General features: G+C 65.3%; 18 protein-coding genes and 1 tRNA gene. 12 read left to right on the top strand and 7 right to left on the bottom strand.

The features are described from left to right. The first annotated feature begins 155 nt into the window (after positions 1–155). From VG320_RS11700 to VG320_RS11660, 9 genes are all read left to right on the top strand, one after another. Positions 156–230, top strand: a tRNA-Arg gene (locus tag VG320_RS11700). Positions 231–456: 226 nt separating this feature from the next. Continuing rightward, positions 457–732 carry a hypothetical protein gene (locus tag VG320_RS11695; protein ID WP_327200268.1) on the top strand — a complete coding sequence of 92 codons (276 nt, stop codon included), beginning with the start codon at positions 457–459 and terminating at the stop codon, positions 730–732. 89 nt (positions 733–821) lie between these two features. Next, positions 822–968: a hypothetical protein gene (locus tag VG320_RS11690; protein ID WP_327200267.1), complete on the top strand. Its 147-nt coding sequence runs from the start codon at positions 822–824 to the stop codon at positions 966–968. Positions 969–1,098: 130 nt separating this feature from the next. After that, positions 1,099–1,398 (top strand): hypothetical protein, encoded by a 300-nt coding sequence (locus VG320_RS11685; RefSeq protein WP_327200266.1) that lies wholly within the window; start codon positions 1,099–1,101, stop codon positions 1,396–1,398. A 121-nt stretch (positions 1,399–1,519) separates the two neighbouring features. Beyond that, positions 1,520–2,908 carry a DNA (cytosine-5-)-methyltransferase gene (gene dcm / locus VG320_RS11680; RefSeq protein ID WP_327200265.1) on the top strand — a complete coding sequence of 463 codons (1,389 nt, stop codon included), beginning with the start codon at positions 1,520–1,522 and terminating at the stop codon, positions 2,906–2,908. Between the two features lie 6 nt (positions 2,909–2,914). Beyond that, a complete protein-coding gene (locus VG320_RS11675; RefSeq protein WP_327200264.1) occupies positions 2,915–3,394 on the top strand; it encodes a very short patch repair endonuclease in 480 nt (159 codons plus the stop codon). 116 nt (positions 3,395–3,510) lie between these two features. Continuing rightward, positions 3,511–4,014: a YbhB/YbcL family Raf kinase inhibitor-like protein gene (locus VG320_RS11670; RefSeq protein WP_327200263.1), complete on the top strand. Its 504-nt coding sequence runs from the start codon at positions 3,511–3,513 to the stop codon at positions 4,012–4,014. Positions 4,015–4,175: 161 nt separating this feature from the next. Continuing rightward, the gene (locus VG320_RS11665; protein WP_327200262.1) at positions 4,176–5,609 is read left to right on the top strand and encodes an MFS transporter; all 1,434 of its coding nucleotides are present in this window, start codon (positions 4,176–4,178) and stop codon (positions 5,607–5,609) included. Positions 5,610–5,740: 131 nt separating this feature from the next. Continuing rightward, complete coding sequence (locus VG320_RS11660; RefSeq protein ID WP_327200261.1) at positions 5,741–6,298, top strand: hypothetical protein; 558 nt, start codon at positions 5,741–5,743, stop codon at positions 6,296–6,298. Between the two features lie 102 nt (positions 6,299–6,400). On the opposite strand, the gene otsA is transcribed toward VG320_RS11660, so the two are convergent. The 5 genes from otsA to VG320_RS11635 form a co-directional block, all read right to left on the bottom strand. Then, positions 6,401–7,876, bottom strand: a complete 1,476-nt coding sequence (gene otsA, locus VG320_RS11655) for an alpha,alpha-trehalose-phosphate synthase (UDP-forming) (RefSeq protein WP_327200260.1) — start codon at positions 7,874–7,876, stop codon at positions 6,401–6,403. Positions 7,877–8,113: 237 nt separating this feature from the next. Beyond that, positions 8,114–8,380: a hypothetical protein gene (locus VG320_RS11650; protein WP_327200259.1), complete on the bottom strand. Its 267-nt coding sequence runs from the start codon at positions 8,378–8,380 to the stop codon at positions 8,114–8,116. Positions 8,381–8,504: 124 nt separating this feature from the next. Next, entirely contained in the window at positions 8,505–8,918 is a 414-nt protein-coding gene (locus VG320_RS11645; RefSeq protein WP_327200258.1) for a hypothetical protein, read from the bottom strand. Between the two features lie 272 nt (positions 8,919–9,190). Next, a complete protein-coding gene (locus tag VG320_RS11640; protein WP_327200257.1) occupies positions 9,191–10,588 on the bottom strand; it encodes a sigma-54 dependent transcriptional regulator in 1,398 nt (465 codons plus the stop codon). A gap of 366 nt (positions 10,589–10,954) precedes the next feature. Beyond that, positions 10,955–11,281: a hypothetical protein gene (locus VG320_RS11635; RefSeq protein WP_327200256.1), complete on the bottom strand. Its 327-nt coding sequence runs from the start codon at positions 11,279–11,281 to the stop codon at positions 10,955–10,957. A 473-nt stretch (positions 11,282–11,754) separates the two neighbouring features. Between VG320_RS11635 and VG320_RS11630 the strand changes: the two genes are divergently transcribed. The 3 genes from VG320_RS11630 to VG320_RS11620 all read left to right on the top strand — a co-directional run bounded on the left by VG320_RS11630 (position 11,755) and on the right by VG320_RS11620 (position 14,398). Beyond that, positions 11,755–12,957 (top strand): sigma-54 dependent transcriptional regulator, encoded by a 1,203-nt coding sequence (locus VG320_RS11630; RefSeq protein ID WP_327200255.1) that lies wholly within the window; start codon positions 11,755–11,757, stop codon positions 12,955–12,957. A gap of 263 nt (positions 12,958–13,220) precedes the next feature. Continuing rightward, positions 13,221–13,853, top strand: a complete 633-nt coding sequence (locus VG320_RS11625; protein WP_327200254.1) for a hypothetical protein — start codon at positions 13,221–13,223, stop codon at positions 13,851–13,853. Then, positions 13,850–14,398 carry a hypothetical protein gene (locus tag VG320_RS11620; protein WP_327200253.1) on the top strand — a complete coding sequence of 183 codons (549 nt, stop codon included), beginning with the start codon at positions 13,850–13,852 and terminating at the stop codon, positions 14,396–14,398. The genes VG320_RS11625 and VG320_RS11620 overlap by 4 nt, the downstream gene beginning before the upstream one ends. Positions 14,399–14,475: 77 nt before the next feature. Here VG320_RS11620 and VG320_RS11615 read toward each other — a convergent pair whose 3' ends face one another. Both VG320_RS11615 and VG320_RS11610 read right to left on the bottom strand, forming a co-directional pair. Then, the gene (locus tag VG320_RS11615; protein WP_327200252.1) at positions 14,476–15,825 is read right to left on the bottom strand and encodes a nitrate/sulfonate/bicarbonate ABC transporter ATP-binding protein; all 1,350 of its coding nucleotides are present in this window, start codon (positions 15,823–15,825) and stop codon (positions 14,476–14,478) included. 32 nt (positions 15,826–15,857) lie between these two features. After that, positions 15,858–17,382 (bottom strand): ABC transporter permease (locus tag VG320_RS11610; RefSeq protein ID WP_327200251.1); only part of this gene is annotated, 1,525 nt, incomplete at its 5' end.

Genomic DNA, 17,382 nt, shown 5'->3' with positions numbered 1-17,382 from the left:
CGCCCGGGCGACATTTTCCAGCCGCATCGCCTTTGCTATACTCTTGCGCCTGCGCGGGCAACGTCCTCGCGCGGACTCCGCGCCATGACGGGTGACTTGGGAAACATGGCGGCTGGGCGGAGTTGGGGCTGATGCGCCCCGGGCGTAACTGAGCGCTCCCTGTAGTTCAATGGATAGAACAAGTGCCTCCTAAGCGCTAGATGCAGGTTCGATTCCTGCCAGGGGGACCAGATTTACGCTGGCTTTGCGTGATCGCCCATCTCGTACATCGCCCGTTTCAGCGCTCGCCCAGGATTCAACCGGCGCGGCCATTCCCGCTTTTTCCCGTTCCCGCTTTCCCTTTTTCCCGTGCTGCGCGGCACGCGTTTCGCTCTTCTGAACCGGCGTTCGAGTTCGAGTTGCGTCTGAATTACCTGCGCGCCGCAGCGCCCTATTTCCATCCAGGCAGATCCCACCATGGACATCAACAAGCAAGTCGCCGCCCTTACCCATTCCGAGCTGCAGACCGCTGGAGCTAGCCAGGCCACCGCGATCGCCGTGAGCGTGCTGCTGCGCCATCTGAGCTCGCCCGAGCTGATCAAGCTGCTGTCGTCGGCGTTCGAAAACCATCAGGCCGTGATGCTGCAAACGCCGTGGCCCGATCAGATGCTGCAGTCGTTCGAAGCCACGCGCCGCTTCCTGGAAGGCGCCGCGCAAGGCCCCGCGCCCGCGCCTGAGACCCCGGCGGAATAAGCCAGCGGTCGTGCATCGGCAGGTCGCACGCGTTACCCCGTGCAAGGTTTGTCAATTGTTAACCTTCGCCCGCACGCGCATCGCCTACGATGGTTTCCAGCAAACCGGAACACAACCGGAACACAACGGGAACCTCGCCGGAGACCACCGACATGACCTCGCCCTACATTTTCGCCCTTATCGCCGCACTCACCGCCGTCGTCTATTCGTCGCTGACGATGTTGCTGCTGGGCTGAACCAGAAGGCGAACCCGGTGGAAAACTCTGCGCTGCATCAGGCCGCCGCATCGGCCCGATTGACGTCCCAGGGTAAACGTGGAGCGCAATTAGATTAAAGTTAGGGTCGGAGCTGTCGTAATCTCCATACATGGACACGCTCCGTCCCCTCCCGCCCGGCTACCTGATGTCGAATCTGATCGATCAGGACATTGCCCACATCCGTCGCGTCATGCCGCTCTCCCTCACGGGCGATCTCGGCGGACCGATCCTCTCCGCGAATTACTGGCGTGCGCGCCTGCACCGGCTGCTCGACACTGGCCATATCAATAAAGGCCAGCTTGCCGATATCGACAGCCTGCTGGTGCAGATCGATCTGCACGAGCTGAACGCCGCCTCGATGGCCGCGCACATGGCCAAACAGGCCGCCGCCCAGGTCGCGAACCACTAGTTTTCACGCAGTTTTTCACGCAGTTCCCTCTCGGCCTTGCCGGCACGGTTTGCCCGTGCGCGCGGGTTTATGCACGATCGCGCCCGGAATTCCTGGTGTCGCGGGTCAGGCATCGGTCATAATGTCCGCCAAAATACCCAGAGAGGACTTCGTGCACCCGGCCAATTCGCGAGATCTCGCGCGCGACCTGCTTGCGCAGGCACGTCAGCGCTTCACGCAGCAGCAGATCGCCACCCACGTCGGCAAGGACGTGAAGACCGTGCGCCGGTGGGAAAAAGGCGAAACGCCGTGCCCCGCCATGCTCGACGCCGCGCTGCGCGAACTGCTGCGCAGCAGCGAGCCCGCGTCCGCCACGACGGCCAACGCTGCCGCGCCCGCGCGCTTTCGCTTCGTCGATCTGTTCGCCGGCATCGGCGGCATCCGCATGGGCTTCGAGGCGCACGGCGGCGCCTGCGTGATGACAAGCGAGTGGAACGCGTTTTCGAAAAAGACCTATCTGGAAAACTACGGTCCGAAGGACGGCGAAGGCCACGCCTACGTGGGCGATATCGTGGAATTCCCGGCTGCCGATGTGCCCGACCACGACGTGCTGCTCGCGGGTTTCCCGTGCCAGCCCTTCTCGATCGCGGGTGTCTCCAAGAAGAACGCGCTCGGCCGCCCGCACGGTTTCGAGTGCACCACGCAAGGCACGCTGTTCTTCGACGTCGCGCGCATCATCGCCGAAAAGCGGCCCGCCGCCTTCCTGCTGGAGAACGTCAAGAACCTGCTCTCGCACGACCACGGCCGCACCTTCGACGTGATCCTGCAGGTGCTGCGCGACGAGCTGGGCTACGACGTGCACTACCGCGTGATCGACGGGCGTCATTTCACGCCGCAGCATCGCGAGCGCATCATCATCGTCGGCTTTCGCGAGCCGACGCCGTTCATATGGGACGCGCTCAGCCTGCCCGAAGAAGGTCCGCGCCTGGCGTCGGTGCTGCATCGCACCGATGGCAGCGAGCCGCTGCTGCCCTGGGACGGCGAGCGTTTCTTCGATCACTCCGCGCGCCGCGTGCAGCCGAAATACACGCTTACGCCGGGTCTGTGGGACTACCTGCAGAAGTACGCGGAAAAACATCGCGCGGCGGGCAATGGCTTCGGCTACGGCCTCGCGTTCCCGCATAGCGTCACGCGCACGCTGTCGGCGCGTTATCACAAGGACGGCAGCGAAATCCTCGTCTATCAGGGCGAGGGGATTCGCCCGCGCCGCCTCACGCCGCGCGAGTGCGCGCGCCTGATGGGCTTTCCCGACACCTTCCGCATCACCGTGAGCGATACGCAGGCGTATCGCCAGTTCGGCAACAGCGTGGTGATGCCCGTGATGCGCGAAGTGGCGCGCGCGATGATGCCGCATCTCGATGCGGCGCTCGCACACCAGCCGGCTGCCGCGAAAACGAAGGCCAAAGCCACCACTCGCCGCCGCGCGAGCGTCGCCAAAGCCGTCAAGGACGAAGCGGCACTGGCCGCCTGACGACTCATGGTCGACGTCGTCGACAGCGCAACCCGCAGCCGGATGATGTCCGGCATACGCGGGCGCAACACGAAGCCTGAAGTCCTGATCCGCAGCCTGCTGCATCGCCGAGGTTTTCGCTTCCGGCTCGACGTGCGCGAATTGCCCGGACGTCCCGATATCGTGTTGCCGCGCTACCGCGCCGTGGTGCTGGTGCATGGCTGCTTCTGGCACGGCCACAACTGTCCGCTCTTCAAGTGGCCGTCGACGCGGCCCGAGTTCTGGCGCGCCAAGATCGGCCGCAACCGCACCAACGACGCCAAGGCGCTGGCCGCGCTCGCGGCGCTGGGCTGGCGTGTTGCCGTGATCTGGGAATGCGCGCTGCGCGGTGCTTCGCAGGACCCCGAAGCGGTCGTCGAGCGGCTCGCCGCCTGGCTTCAGGACGGCACGCAAAGCTGGTTCGAGGCACGCGCGGCGCAGCAGGAAGTGCAGCAGAAAGCCACGTGAGCCCTGAGCGGAGCACGACCCATCGCGGTGCTAAACTCGATTGAATCAGCAGCGCCCGGCGCCTTGTTGCGCGCTTGACGCAATCCTGTCAGAACTCAAGAGAAAGGAGGCAAGCGATGGCTGATTTCCGACTCTGGTCCGACGATTTTCCGAGTAACGGTTTCATGCCGAAGGCGCAGGAATTCGACGATCGGGCCTTCGGCGTCGAAGGCGACAATCTGTCGCCGGCGCTTCAATGGGACGCGCCGCCCGCCGACACGCAAAGCTTCGCGCTGACCGTCTACGATCCGGACGCGCCCACTGGCAGCGGCTTCTGGCATTGGGTGGTCGTGAATATTCCCGCCGACGTGCGCGCGCTCGCGCGCAATGCGGGTAAAGCCGATGGCAGTCTGCTGCCGCCCGGCGCCCTGCAGGTGCGCAACGACTACGGCACGGTGGGCTTCGGCGGCGCTGCGCCGCCGCGCGGGGACAAGCCGCATCGCTATATCTTCCGCATTCACGCGCTCAAGGCGGCGCAACTGCCCGTCACGCCCGAGACCACCAACGCGGTCGCGCGCTTCATGACGCATCTGAACGAGCTGGATTCGACCACTTACGTCGGTCTGTATGAACTGAAATGAGCGAACTTCAACAAGCGAACTCAAATAAAGCCTGACGCTGTTCGCGCGGCGCCCTTTGCTCCGGTTGCGCCACTTGCACCATTTGCGCCGCGCCTCACCCCAACCTTTTGAATCGAGCCAAACGACTGCGCGCAAGGTGACGCGCGCCGTCACCTTCATCAATGCCCACTCGCACGCCCTACGCCCCGCCCCAACCCTTTACCGCTACGCCATCCGGCGCCGCCAGCGACCCGGAAAGCGGCCTGCCCTTTCCGCAACGCTATTACGCGATCCTCGTGGTCGCGCTGGGCATTACGCTCGCCGTGCTCGACAGCGCAATCGCCAACGTCGCGCTGCCAACCATCGCGCGACACCTGCACGCCAGCGCCGCGAACTCGATCTGGATCGTCAACGCGTATCAGCTTTCGGTGACGATCGCGCTGCTGCCGTTGTCGTCGCTGGGCGACCGCATCGGCTACCGGCGCGTCTACCTGTGGGGCCTCGCGCTCTTCACGGTGGCGTCGCTGGGCTGTGCGCTCGCGACCTCGCTGCCGGCGCTGGCCATCGCGCGCATGGTGCAAGGCTTCGGCGGCGCGGGCGTCATGAGCGTGAACACCGCGCTCGTACGCATGATCTATCCGCGCGCGAAGCTCGGACGTGGCGTCGCCATCAACGCGATGGTGGTGGCCATCGCCTCGGCGATCGGGCCGACGCTGGCATCGGGCGTATTGTCGATTGCGTCGTGGCCGTGGCTGTTCGCGATCAACGTGCCGATCGGCATCGCCGCGTTCACGCTGGGCCTGCGCGCGCTGCCCACCAACGAGCGTCATCCGGCACCCTACGACTACCTGAGCGCGGTTTTCAATGCGCTGGTGTTCGGACTGCTGATCTTTGCCGTCGATGGCCTGGGACATGGCGAAAACCCCGCGCTTATCGGCCTGGAATTCGCGGGCGCGATCGTCATCGGCTGGTTCTTCGTGCGCCGCCAGCTCAATCAGCCCGCGCCGCTGCTGCCCGTCGATCTGCTGGCGAATCCGCTCTTCGCGCTGTCGATCAGCACCTCGGTCTGCTCGTTCTGCGCGCAGATGCTGGCCTTCGTTGCGCTGCCCTTCATGCTGCAGGATGTGTACGGCTTCTCTCAGGTCGATACGGGTTTGCTGATGACGCCGTGGCCGCTTGTCATCATCGTCGCCGCGCCAGTCTCGGGATGGCTGTCCGACCGCTATCCGGCGGGCATTCTGGGCGGCGTCGGCCTGGCGCTGTTCGCGCTCGGCCTGCTGTCGCTCGCGATGCTGAACGCGCACCCCACCGACCTGCAGATCGCCTGGCGCATGGCGCTGTGCGGCGTGGGCTTCGGCATCTTCCAGTCGCCGAATAACCGGCAGATTCTCTCGTCCGCGCCGCGCGAACGCAGCGGCGGCGCGAGCGGCATGCTGGGCACGGCGCGGCTGACGGGCCAGACGCTCGGCGCGGCGCTGGTCGCGCTGATCTTCGGCGTTGCGCCGCAGCACGGGCCGACGGTGGCGCTCGCGGTCGCGACGGCGTTCGCGGCGGCCGCGGCCGTGGTGAGCATGATGCGGCTCGTGCCCCGGCGCGCCGCGCAGGCGCGCGGCTGACCGTCTCGTTTTTACGGCCTGCAGCCCGACCATGCACTACCATGGACTTACGGCGCACCCCGCGCCGCAGTCCAGATGTTCCTGTTGTTTCTGTCGTTCCGGCGAGTCAACCTTCAAGGAGGGGGATTCCCATGTCTCTGATCGTCGCAGGCCGGTTCACGACCTTCCCCGCCGCCGAATCCGTCGCCGAAAAGCTGTTCTCGCGCGGCTTCGTCGAAGAAGACGTCAACCTCTTTTTTGTCAATCCGCGCGGGCAGCACGCGCGTCATACGCCCCACCCCATCGCACGCGCCGCCGCGCCGCCGCATCACATGCGCAATCTCACTACGGGCGCCGTGGCGGGCGCGGTCGTGGGCGTAGCGTTATTCGGCGCGCTGCTGGCGGCGTCGTTGCCTTCGGTGCTGATCGCCGCTGGCGTGGGCGCGTGGATCGGTGCACGTATCGGCGGCGGCTGGCAGCGGCCGGCCGAGCACGAAGAGCGCGTGCATCACGAAACGCGTCAGTCTGGCGTTCTGCTCACGGTCCATGTGAGCGCCGACAATCAGGCGCTGGCCGCCGCGGTGCTCAGCGAAGCGGGCGCCGACGATATCGAGCGCGCCACCGGTCAATGGCATGCCGGCCACTGGGCCGATTTCGATCCGACCGAGCCGCCGCATCCGTACGCCGAAGCGGGCGTGCAGCGAGCCTGACGCGAGCGCTGCGCTGCTGGCGGCGCGCGCAATAGAAAACGGCGACCCGAAAGTCGCCGTGAGGTGATGTGTGTGCGCGCCGGGCGCGCGATCAGCCGATGTTCAACTGGCCTTGGTGGCCGCGCTGGTCGCCTTATCAGGCTGGGGCTGCGGTTGCGATTTGGTGGCGGGCGCGGCGCTGCGCGCCCGTTCCGTCACCGAAGCCGCCGTGGCCACGCTGCGCAGGTCGGCCAGGAAAGTATCGCGCCACACCGAGAGATTGTTCTCGCGCAGCGACGCCATCATGTCCTCGTAGCGCGACTGACGCTCCGCATGCGGCATCGACAGCGCGCGCTCCAGCGCTTCGGCGGTCTGGTTCAGATCGTAAGGATTCACAACCAGTGCGCCCGGCAACTGCTCGGCGGCGCCCGCGAATTGCGAGAGCACCAGCACGCCCGGATCCTCGGGATTCTGCGAAGCTACGTACTCCTTCGCTACCAGATTCATGCCGTCACGCAATGGCGCGACGTAACCGACCTGCGCCTGACGGAACAGCGCCATCAGCAGATTGCGCTCGTACTTGCGGTTCAGGTACTGGATCGGCGTCCAGTCGAGCTGCGCGAAGCGCCCGTTGATGCGCCCGGCCTCGCCTTCGAGGTTGCGGCGGATCGTCTGATACGTCTGCACGTCGGAGCGCGTCGGCGGCGCGATCTGCAGTAGCGAGACACGTCCATGCCAGCCTGGGCCGTTCAATAACATGCGCTCGAAGGCCTGAAAACGTTCCGCCAGCCCCTTCGAATAATCGAGTCGATCCACGCTCATGATGAGCTTGCGCCCGCGCATGGCGTCGCGCAGGCTGCGCACCGGCTTGCGGTCGGTGAACTGCGTGGCGGCTTTGGCGATCGCATCGGGATAGATGCCGATCGGGTAGGCCCCCACTTTCAGGAAGCGGCCCCACGCGTGCACCATGCCGTCGTCGCTGGACGTGCCGTGGCCGCCGCGCTCGACGTAATCCATGAACGCCTGACGATCGGCATCGGTCTGGAAGCCGACCACGTCGTAATTGCACATGAACTTCATCAGCTCTTCGTGCGGCGGCACCGAGCGCATGACTTCCGGCACCGGCAGCGGAATGTGCAGGAAAAAGCCGATGGGATTTTTCACGCCGAGGTCGCGCAGGCAGCGCGCGAACGGAATCAGGTGATAGTCGTGAACCCAGATGATGTCGTCGGGCTGGATCAGCGGCTTGAGCTGGCGCGCGAGCGTGACATTCACACGCAGATAACCGCCGTACTCCTGGCGCTCGTAGCGCGCGAGGTCGTTGCGGTAGTGGAACGTCGGCCACAGCGTCGTATTGGAGAAGCCTTTGTAGTACTGGTCATAATCACGCCGGGTCAAACCGACCGTCGCGTATGTGACGCTGCCCTGCTGTTCGATGATCGGTTCGGTGGGTTCCGCGACGGTTTCGCCGCTCCATCCAAACCATACGCCACCGGTTTCCTTGAGCGCATCCAGCACGCCGACCGCGAGGCCGCCAGCGGCGGGACGCCCTTCCTGGGTCGGTGCAACGCGATTCGATACCACGATCAGTCTGCCCATTGCGGCCATACCTCCTGTTTCGTTGGGTCCGGGGACGGTGCACTGCACTATCACGCAAGATGCATGCCCTGCCGTCGTGATCCGGAGCCTTATTGGCTTTTTCCGCTGGTCTTGACGCACTGCAAACGCATTGAACGAACGAGCAAAAACGCCACGACGACCGGCGAAAACCGGCTCGATCGCGTCGTCACAATGCGGGCTTCGACGCGCTGCGAGTGCCGCAGCGCGGTGGTGAAATCAGGCGTCCTGCTCGGAACCGAGATCGCGCTGATAGTCGATGCCTTCGGCTCGCGCGCCGCCCTGGTTGTGCTCGCCATCGGCCGGCACACCGGGCGCCGGGCGATTCTGGTTCGCGGGATCCGGCGAGTGACCGTTCGACGGTGCGGCGGAAACGGCGCCGCCATCACTGCTGAAACCGGCTGCATTCCCGACCTTCTGTTCTGCGTCGCGCGGGCCACGTTTGCCCGAGTGACGTGCGGAGCGGCGCAATGCGGGATGTCTCATGTCGATGCCTCCTGCGTACAGGCCGTCACACGGCGGTGGCGTTTTTATAGTCTAGGAATCGCCGCGTGAAATTGCCGGTAAATATGGGCGCGCGTTTGTAAGTCGTACATAAAAAGCCCGATCATCAGCCGCGCGACGCACGGCGGCCCGATGTTGCATCGCCGCGAGTGTTGCCACGCGCATCGAAATCGGCCACACCGTCGGCCGCCAGCTTCGCCCCTAATTCGGCGTGGCAGGTCCAGCCCGCCCAACGCGCCCATCGGGCCCAGGCAGCGCGGCCCGCGCGTTGGGCGATGCGCGCGACGTGCGACCATTCTTCGCGCGCCTGACGCAGTCGCTCGCCAGAAACCGGTGCAACCCGCATCGCCGGATAGAGGCGCGGGTCGATCGATCGCGGCACTTCGCCGGGCTGCGGCGGAGGATCGCCGACCGGCGGCACGTCGGGCGTGCCGGGCTGATCCGGCGGCGAATCGGGTTGGGGAGTGTGCGCAAGCCAGGGCTTCACACGAAACGGATCGGATTGTCTGCAGCTCGGCATCGCTTGCTCCTCGAAAGGGTTTATCGAGCCGATTGCAAGCCACATACCAGCGCCCGTCATGACACGTAACGCGGCGTGCAAAGCCACGCGCCGCCGGACGCATAAGGCGCACGGCGGCGAAGATGGAGAAACCTGGAGGGGCACAGCGGGGTGTTAAGCGACGTGTAAAGCGGGGACGCGGTGCGATTTACATCGCTTGCAGGCAAGCGCCGCAACATGCGGCGCGGCCTGCCGGGGGAATAAAAGGGTTACGCTGGGCGCCCAGCCGGCAATCAGGTCGCCGCGCGCGCAGGCGCTTCGCTCTTGCCGCCGCCCGCGCCCGTGCCCGTCTCGTTGCCGTACTCGACGAGCCGGTTATAGAGCGTCTTCAGGCTGATGCCGAGGATCTCCGCCGCACGCGTCTTGACGCCGCCGCATTGCTCCAGCGTCGCGAGAATCAGCTGACGATCGGCATCGGCCAGCGACGTACCGAACGGAATCGTCACCGCCGTGCCCGCCACCGGCTTCGACAGCGAAATCTGCAACGGCACGGCGGCCGTGAGATCGCCCTCGTTGCCCGCCATGATGTGCGCGCGCTGCACGTAGTTCTTCAGCTCCCGCACGTTGCCCGGCCACGGGTAGGTGGCCAGCATCTCGCGCACCGCAGCCGGGAACTGCTTCTTCGTGCCGTGGCGCTCGTTCAGCTCTTCGAGGAACGCCTGGGCCAGCAGCTCCACGTCCTTGCCCCGCTCGCGCAGCGGCGGCAGGTTGATCGGGAGCACATTCAGGCGGTGATACAGGTCCAGACGCAGCTTGCCCTCGGCGACCGCCTGCTCCGGGTCGCGGTTGGTCGCCGCGATCAGGCGCACGTCGGTCTCGATTTCCTTGGTCGTGCCCACCCGCATGAACATGCCGGTTTCGAGCACGCGCAGCAGCTTCACCTGTAGCTCGATCGGCATTTCGGTGATTTCGTCGAGGAACAGCGTGCCGCCGTTCGCGCGCTCGAAATAGCCCTTGTGCTGGCGATCGGCGCCCGTAAACGAGCCGCGCTCGTGGCCGAACATTTCCGATTCGATCAGGTTCGGCGAGATCGCGCCGCAGTTCACCGCGAGGAATTCGTGTTTGCGGCGCAGGCTCAACTGGTGAATCGTCTGCGCGGCCACCTCCTTGCCGGTGCCCGATTCGCCCACCAGCATCACCGAAGCCGGCGTGACCGCCACGCGGCTGATCTGGTCGTACACGTCCTGCATGGCCGGCGAATTACCGAGCATCAGGCCAAAGCGGCCCATGCGGCGCAGCTCGCCACGCAGCGTGCCGATTTCGGCCTTGAGGTCGCCCGCGCGCGGCAGGCGGTTCAGGATCGCCTTCACGCGCTGCAGGTTGATCGGCTTCACGAGGTAGTCGATCGCACCGTTCTTGAGCGCGTCGACGGCGGTTTCGACCGTCGCGTGGCCCGTAATGACGACGAGTTCCACGCCGGAGCGCGGATCGAGGTCCTGGAACAGATCAGTGCCGCTGCCGTCGGGCAGCTTCAGGTCGGTGAAAACGACGTCGGGCATCTGCCGGATCAGCTGGATGCGCGCCTCGCGCAAGTCGCCCGCCTGGGCGGTGGTGAGCCCGTCTTCGCCCACCACGGCGGCTAGCGCTTCGCGGGTTTCTGCATCGTCATCGACAATCAATACATGTGGCATCGCGTCTCGTCAGCCCTGAAAGGTGAGTGGCTCCATGCGCGATACATACCACGCCGCGGGCATGGCGGATACGCCGGACGATTTTTTCCGGCGCCGCAAGGCTTGCGGTGCATACGTTGCGCTGCAGTGGAGTGCGAAACGGTCGGGCGCGCTCAAGACGGCAAGCGCACGGTTTTAGCTGCACTGTAGTTCCAAAGCGCAACAATACCGCGAACAGCGCGCAGCCCGAACCTCGATTGTTGTAGATATCACTATTATAGACAGATTCGAGATAGCCCGGCGCGCGTTTCCCGGCGCCCTGCACGACCGTGCCGATTAAGCGCGTACGTCAAACGAGCCCTGCCCGGCGGTACCTCGATCTGCGGATCAATGCCGCGTGGCGGAATCCGGGTCGCTGGTCGGAAACGGCCACGCTGCACTGGTATCGTCTTCAGCCAGGCCGCGTTCGTGCGTCGTCGTGGGCGCGGCGGCCCCCAGGGACGCGGCCGGTTTCCCGGCAACGGCGTTGAGCGCGTGATCGGCGCTCCCGGAGAGCGAGCCGCCCTCGTCCTCCCAGCGGCTCAGATCGCCATGCAGATGCTGACGCTGCATGCGGTGGCGCTGCGACCAGCGCAGGGCCAGCATGCCAGCCGTCGCGCCAAGCGCGCCCACAGCAAACAGGGTTCCGAACAGTCCAGGTTTGTTCTTCGACATTTCGACTCTCCCAATCTTTTCGCCAGACACAATCCAGCCTCTTTGCGACGCCCACGCTTTAACATAGACGCGAGCGCGCTACCAAAGATACGCAGCACAAGCCGTGCCAGATGCGCCGAAACAGACAAAACCCGGCGAAAAAGCGCAGAAACGCCGCTACACGCCGCCAGACATGGGCGCGCCAGCGCCAATGATGCGCCCAATCCGGGCACGTGCATTGCCCTGCGAGGCGTCGCAGTGGTTAAATAGTTTACGAGATGGGAATCCTGCGGTCGGCGGCGCGGCATCGTTCACGCCAGTCCTGACCGGCCGCCGCCCGTCCGAAGCCAGCGTCCGGGCCCAAGCGCGAATGCGCGACGGTTGGTTCACTGGCTCGTGCGCGCACCGACGCCCCGCGTCCGGGTCCACACCACAAGCCGCGCAATTGCATCCTGGCCATCGGGCCATTACCAACTTTGCAGGACGAATACCCTATGGCGTCAATCGAGCCGGGCTCGCCCGCCGCCGAACGAGATGAACCGCGCGCCACGCGTGACGAACGCGACGCGCGCCGCAACGAGAAAGGCAACGAAAAAGGTCGCAAGGCAGGCCGGGATTCCGGCCATGATGCGAGCCAGCAAGCCGGCGACGACGCGGGCCGTAAAGCGCAAGGCAAGGAGCCGCGCGTGCCCGGTCTGCAGTCGTACGGACTGCTGTACGGTTCGTCGACGATCATGCAGGACCTTTATGCGCAGATCGAGCGCGTGTCGGTCACCGACGCCACCGCGCTGATCGTCGGCGAATCGGGCACCGGCAAGGAGCTGGTCGCGCGCACGATCCACGATCGCAGCGAACGCCGCGACGGCCCGTTCATCGCCGTGAACTGCGGCGCGATCCCCGACGAGCTGATCGAGGCCGAACTGTTCGGCCACGAGAAAGGCAGCTTCACCGGCGCCGTGCAGGCGCGCGACGGTCACTTCGAGCACGCGCGCGGCGGCACGCTATTTCTCGACGAAGTCACGGAGATGTCGCTGCTGCATCAGGTCAAACTGCTGCGCGCGCTCGAAACCGGCGATTATCGGCCGGTTGGCAGCAACGAGACGATCCGCGGCGACGTACGCATCATTGCAGCGACCAACCGCGATCCCGTGGTGGCCGTGAAGGACAACGCGCTGCGCGAGGACCTGATGTACCGCCTCGCCGTGTTTCCGCTGCGCGCCCCGCCGCTGCGCGAGCGCGAACGCGACCGCGAACTGCTCGCCCAGCTGTTCCTTACCGAACTCAACGACGAAAGCGGTACGCAGAAAGTGTTCAGCAAACGGGCGCTGGAAACCGTGCGCAACTGGTCGTGGCCCGGCAATGTGCGCGAGCTGAAGAACGCCGTGTACCGCGCGTTCATCCTCGCCGAAAAGCAGGTCGAGATCGCTCATCCGCAACTCGTGCCGAAGGTGAAAAAGCCGGTCACGCAGGGCGATGCCATGAGCGTGTGGATCGGCACGCCGCTGGCCGATGCGCAGAAGCAGATCATTCTGGGCACGCTCAAATACTGCGGCGGCGACAAGCGGCTCGCGGCGCGCACGCTCGGCGTGAGCCTGAAGACGCTCTATAACCGTCTGGGCAGCTACGGCGCGGAAGACGGCGAAGCCCCGCTCCCCGACGATGGCGACAACGAAGGCGAGGCGCGCGACGCCGGTTAGTCCAAAGCCAGGGCGTTGAGGCGCAACGGTAAAACGCAGCGCCAAAACGCACAAAAAGGTCGTGCCCGCAACCATGCAAGATCAAACGGCGCACGACCTTTTTCAATTTCTTGCACTTTCCCTATCCCGTTTGCAATTGTCATCCTGCACAATCCGACGCACGAAATAACGCGTAATCGCACCCTGTTCTCATTCAAAGGTGCATCAATACGTGCTGGATGATCGCGACGGCGATATCCAGCCGCCAGCGGCAGGGAAAGAACATGCAAGAACGACTAGCCTCGGCGTGCAACGCGCCATCGACGGCACCGCACAGCGCCTCGGCCATTGGCGCCGCGCGGCCCCGGAAACCCGCTCTCGCGGCGCCCGGCTGGCGACGCAGCGCGTCGCTCACGCTGCTCGTGACGCTTGCGAGCCTCGCGTGCTCTGCGTGCAGTTCGCTTTACTCCGAAGGCGCGACGACGGGCGCCGGTATCGCGGGCGCGGCGATCGCCTCGAAGGTCACCAACAACGCCTCGGTCGCGACCGGCATCGGCCTGGGCGCCGTGGCCGCCGCGAAGGCCGGCGTGCAGTACTCCGAGCGCGTCGTGCACCGCAACACCCAGGACAGCATCGCCCAGGCCGCCGGCCCGCTCGACGTGGGCGGTGTGGCGCCGTGGTCAATCGTCCATTCGTTTCCGATCGAAGAAGACGCGCATGGCCGCGTGACCGTGAGCCGTGCGATCAGCACGGGCGCGCTCGACTGCAAGGAAATCGTGTTCTCGGTCGATCAGGACGCGACCAAGGACAAGGCCGCGTCGAGCGCGTTCTACGTGGCCTCGGTGTGCCGCGACGGCGCGAGCTGGAAGTGGGCGTCGGCCGAACCGGCGACCGACCGCTGGGGTGCGCTGCAATGAGCGGCACGCAGCGCATAGGCAAGCGCGCCACCTCGGCCCTGCCCGGCGCGCGCCTGCTCGCGCTCACGGCGTTGTGCGCGGGCGTCGCGTTGGGCGCCAGCGGCTGTTCGTCGATCGGCGCGGCCAGCGGCGCGGCGGCAGCGGCGGCCACCGGCATCGCCACGGCCAATCCGGCCATCGGCGTGGGCGTGGGCATCGCCGTGCAGGCCGTCACCGACGAAGCCGTCAACCGCTTCATGAAGAGCATGCACGCCGACCAGCAGGAAATGATCGCCGAAACCGCCGGGCGTCTGCCCGTGGGCGGCAGCGACAGTTGGCGCATCAAGCACAAGTTGCCGGTCGAGAACGGTCACGGCGAGGTGCGCGTGACGCGCGCGTTCGCATCGGCGCTGGCGCTGTGCAAGGACTTTGCGTTCTCGGTGCAGGACGGCGATGCGCCCAACTCGCCCGAGCAGTGGTACACGGCGAGCGCCTGTCAGGACGACAAGGGCTGGAAGTGGGCTACCGCCGAACCCGCCGTGGAGCGCTGGGGCGCGCTGCAATAAGCGCGCTTTTCAGCTTCTTTCTGCTGCAAAAAAACGGTCGCCGCGGCGACCGTTTTTCATCTGGCTGGCGACAAAGCTCAGGACTCCACGTCTTCCAGACTGAAGATTTCCGACTGGTCGTTATACGAGAAAATTTCGCCGTAACGACCCCAGTCGATCACGGTGTCGAGCGTCTCTTCCGCTGCGCCGTCCGACAGGAAGTCTTCCAGTTCCTGTTCGAAGCGCACGCGCGGCGCGCGATGGCCCGGACGCTCGTTGAGCACCTTCTTGATCCGCGCCGCGAGCGGCACATGGCGCAGCAGATGTTCCGCGAACATCATCTTGCGCTCCTGGGTGCCGAATTCCGCGAACACGCGCGCGGGCGGCGTGAGCAGCACATCGCCTTCGCGCACATCGGCGAAACCAAGGTACTGCAGCACTTCGGCGATCGGGAACAGATCGTCCACTTCCAGATGCAGCGAGCGCGCGATTTCCGGCATGTCGGCGCGACCGTGATACGGCGCGGCCGCCAGCGTTTCGATCAGACCCGCCATCAGGTTGGTGGACACGCGCGGCAGCCAGCTGCCGAGTTCCAGCCCCTTCTTCGTGGTCTCGTCGGTCTGGCGCGCGGTCATCTTGGCGTAGATGTCGTCCACCAGCTTGCGGAAGGCAGGATCGAGACGGTTGCGCGGATGCTTGAACGGCACCTTGATTTCGGCGACCACGCGACCAGGATTGGACGACAGCACCAGAATGCGGTCGCACATGAACACCGCTTCCTCAATGTTGTGCGTGACGATCAGAATCGACTTGATCGGCAGACGCCCTTGCGTCCAGAGATCGAGCAGGTCGGTACGCAGCGTTTCGGCCGTCAGCACGTCGAGCGCGGAAAACGGCTCGTCCATCAGCATCAGATTAGGATCGACCACCAGCGCGCGCGCAAAACCCACGCGCTGGCGCATGCCGCCCGAAAGTTCGCGCGGATAGGCGTTTTCAAAACCGTCCAGACCGATCAGGTCGATCGCGGCCAGCGCCCGCTCGCGGCGCTCGCGCGCGCCCACGCCCTGCGCTTCGAGACCCGCTTCCACGTTTTGCAGCACCGTGAGCCACGGGAACAGCGCGAAGGTCTGGAACACCATCGCCACGCCTTTGGCCGGACCGTCGAGCGGCTTGCCGCGCCACGTCACTTCGCCCGCCGTCGGCTCGATCAGCCCGGCGATGATGCGCAGCAGCGTCGATTTGCCGGAGCCGGAGCGGCCCAGCAGGCCGACGATCTCGCCTTCGCGCAGCGACAGATTCGCGTCGTCCAGAACGAGCAGTTCGCCCTGATTCTTGTTGAAGCCCCGGCACACGTTCTGCACGCGCAGGAGTTCTTCGCCAACGCGCGGCGGATTCGGAGCCGTCTGCACGTCGCCGTGCGGGGTGCTGAGGGTTTTCGGGTTTTGCATCGCCATGCCTTCGAATTATTGATCTCTTTCGATCAGTCCAGCCGCAGCCGCGACTCGGCGTACGTATAGAGCGGACGCCAGAGCACGCGGTTGAACAGCGTGACGAACAACGACATCACAGCGATGCCGAGGATGATCTTCGGATAGTCGCCGGCGGCGGTCGTCTGCGCGATATACGCGCCCAGACCGTGCGCCGCGACCTTGGTGTCGCCCCACTGCACGAACTCGGCGACGATGCTCGCGTTCCACGCACCGCCCGAGGCCGTGATCGCGCCCGTGATGTAGTACGGGAAGATGCCCGGCAGCATCGCCTGACGCCACCACTGCGAACCGCGAATATGGAAATTCTTCGCCGCCTCGCGGTAGTCGTTCGGGTAGGCGCTCGCGCCCGCGATCACGTTGAACAGGATATACCACTGCGTCCCGAGCACGATCAGCGGCGACAGCCAGATGTCAGGATTGAGGTGAAAGCGCACGATCACGATCACGAACACCGGGAACAACAGGTTCGCGGGGAACGCGGCCAGGAACTGCGCGAGCGGCTGGATCTTTTCCGCGAGCGCCGGACGCAGGCCGATCAGCACGCCCAGCGGCACCCAGATCACCGAAGCAATCGCAATCAGCAGGACCACGCGCAACAGCGTGATCAGGCCGAGCACCAGCACATGGCCAACCTCGTCGAGCGTCACGCCGGTGCGCACATAGAGCACCACGCGCCACACCACATAGAGCGTGAGCGCGATCACAAACACGGCCCAGATGGCATCGCCAAGCTTCGCGCCCAGGCCGCCGCGACTTGACCGGGCGGGCGCCGCGCGTTGCACCACCGGGAACGAGGGCAGCGTGAACGGCAAACGCAGCGGCACGCGCGCGGCCTTCGCGAAGCACCAGCCGATCGGCACCAGCAACTGATGGATCAGGTGCGTGCGGCGAACCAGATCGAGCAGCCACGACTCGGGCGCGTCGCCCGAGCTGGTGTTTTCCATGCGGAACTTGTCGGCCCACGCGACCAGTGGGCGGAACAGCAACTGGTCGTAGGCCAGGATCACGACGACCATCGCCAGAATCACCCAACCAACGGCGTGCAAGTTCTTTTCGGTGATCGCCTGGGCCAGATACGCGCCGATGCCAGGCAGCGTGATCGTGTTATTGCCCACGGTGATCGCTTCGGAGGCCACCACGAAGAACCAGCCGCCCGACATCGACATCATCATGTTCCAGATGAGGCCTGGCATCGAAAACGGCACTTCGAGCTTCCAGAAGCGCTGCCAGCCGGTCAGATGGAAACCCTTCGACACTTCGTCCAGATCGCGCGGCACCGTGCGCAGCGACTGGTAGAAGCTGAACGTCATGTTCCAGGCCTGGCTCGTGAAGATCGCGAAGATCGCCGCCAGTTCAGCGCCGAGCACGCGCGACGGGAACAGCGCGAGGAAGAACGTGACCGTGAACGAGATGTAGCCCAGCACCGGCACCGACTGAAGAATGTCGAGGATCGGCACCAGCACGAGGCCCGCGCGGCGGCTCTTGGCTGCCAGCGTGCCGTAGGCCAGCGTGAAA

Origin of the sequence: Paraburkholderia sp., assembly GCF_035948235.1 — a bacterium.
In the GTDB taxonomy this organism is placed as follows: Bacteria; Pseudomonadota; Gammaproteobacteria; order Burkholderiales; family Burkholderiaceae; genus Paraburkholderia.
The sequence above is the reverse complement of the archived record's forward strand: the minus strand, read 5'-3'. Positions and strand labels throughout refer to the sequence as shown.

Excerpts from the sequence above, each read along its gene's own strand:
- VG320_RS11690 (WP_327200267.1), top strand. The coding sequence starts at position 822 with ATGGTTTCCAGCAAACCGGAACACAACCGGAACACAACGGGAACCTCG.
- VG320_RS11660 (WP_327200261.1), top strand. The coding sequence starts at position 5,741 with ATGTCTCTGATCGTCGCAGGCCGGTTCACGACCTTCCCCGCCGCCGAA.
- VG320_RS11630 (WP_327200255.1), top strand. The coding sequence starts at position 11,755 with ATGGCGTCAATCGAGCCGGGCTCGCCCGCCGCCGAACGAGATGAACCG.
- VG320_RS11645 (WP_327200258.1), bottom strand. The coding sequence starts at position 8,918 with ATGCCGAGCTGCAGACAATCCGATCCGTTTCGTGTGAAGCCCTGGCTT.
- VG320_RS11635 (WP_327200256.1), bottom strand. The coding sequence starts at position 11,281 with ATGTCGAAGAACAAACCTGGACTGTTCGGAACCCTGTTTGCTGTGGGC.
- VG320_RS11670 (WP_327200263.1), top strand. The coding sequence starts at position 3,511 with ATGGCTGATTTCCGACTCTGGTCCGACGATTTTCCGAGTAACGGTTTC.
- VG320_RS11695 (WP_327200268.1), top strand. The coding sequence starts at position 457 with ATGGACATCAACAAGCAAGTCGCCGCCCTTACCCATTCCGAGCTGCAG.
- VG320_RS11615 (WP_327200252.1), bottom strand. The coding sequence starts at position 15,825 with ATGCAAAACCCGAAAACCCTCAGCACCCCGCACGGCGACGTGCAGACG.
- VG320_RS11685 (WP_327200266.1), top strand. The coding sequence starts at position 1,099 with ATGGACACGCTCCGTCCCCTCCCGCCCGGCTACCTGATGTCGAATCTG.
- VG320_RS11665 (WP_327200262.1), top strand. The coding sequence starts at position 4,176 with ATGCCCACTCGCACGCCCTACGCCCCGCCCCAACCCTTTACCGCTACG.
- VG320_RS11625 (WP_327200254.1), top strand. The coding sequence starts at position 13,221 with ATGCAAGAACGACTAGCCTCGGCGTGCAACGCGCCATCGACGGCACCG.
- VG320_RS11620 (WP_327200253.1), top strand. The coding sequence starts at position 13,850 with ATGAGCGGCACGCAGCGCATAGGCAAGCGCGCCACCTCGGCCCTGCCC.
- dcm (WP_327200265.1), top strand. The coding sequence starts at position 1,520 with ATGTCCGCCAAAATACCCAGAGAGGACTTCGTGCACCCGGCCAATTCG.
- VG320_RS11650 (WP_327200259.1), bottom strand. The coding sequence starts at position 8,380 with ATGAGACATCCCGCATTGCGCCGCTCCGCACGTCACTCGGGCAAACGT.
- VG320_RS11675 (WP_327200264.1), top strand. The coding sequence starts at position 2,915 with ATGGTCGACGTCGTCGACAGCGCAACCCGCAGCCGGATGATGTCCGGC.
- otsA (WP_327200260.1), bottom strand. The coding sequence starts at position 7,876 with ATGGGCAGACTGATCGTGGTATCGAATCGCGTTGCACCGACCCAGGAA.
- VG320_RS11640 (WP_327200257.1), bottom strand. The coding sequence starts at position 10,588 with ATGCCACATGTATTGATTGTCGATGACGATGCAGAAACCCGCGAAGCG.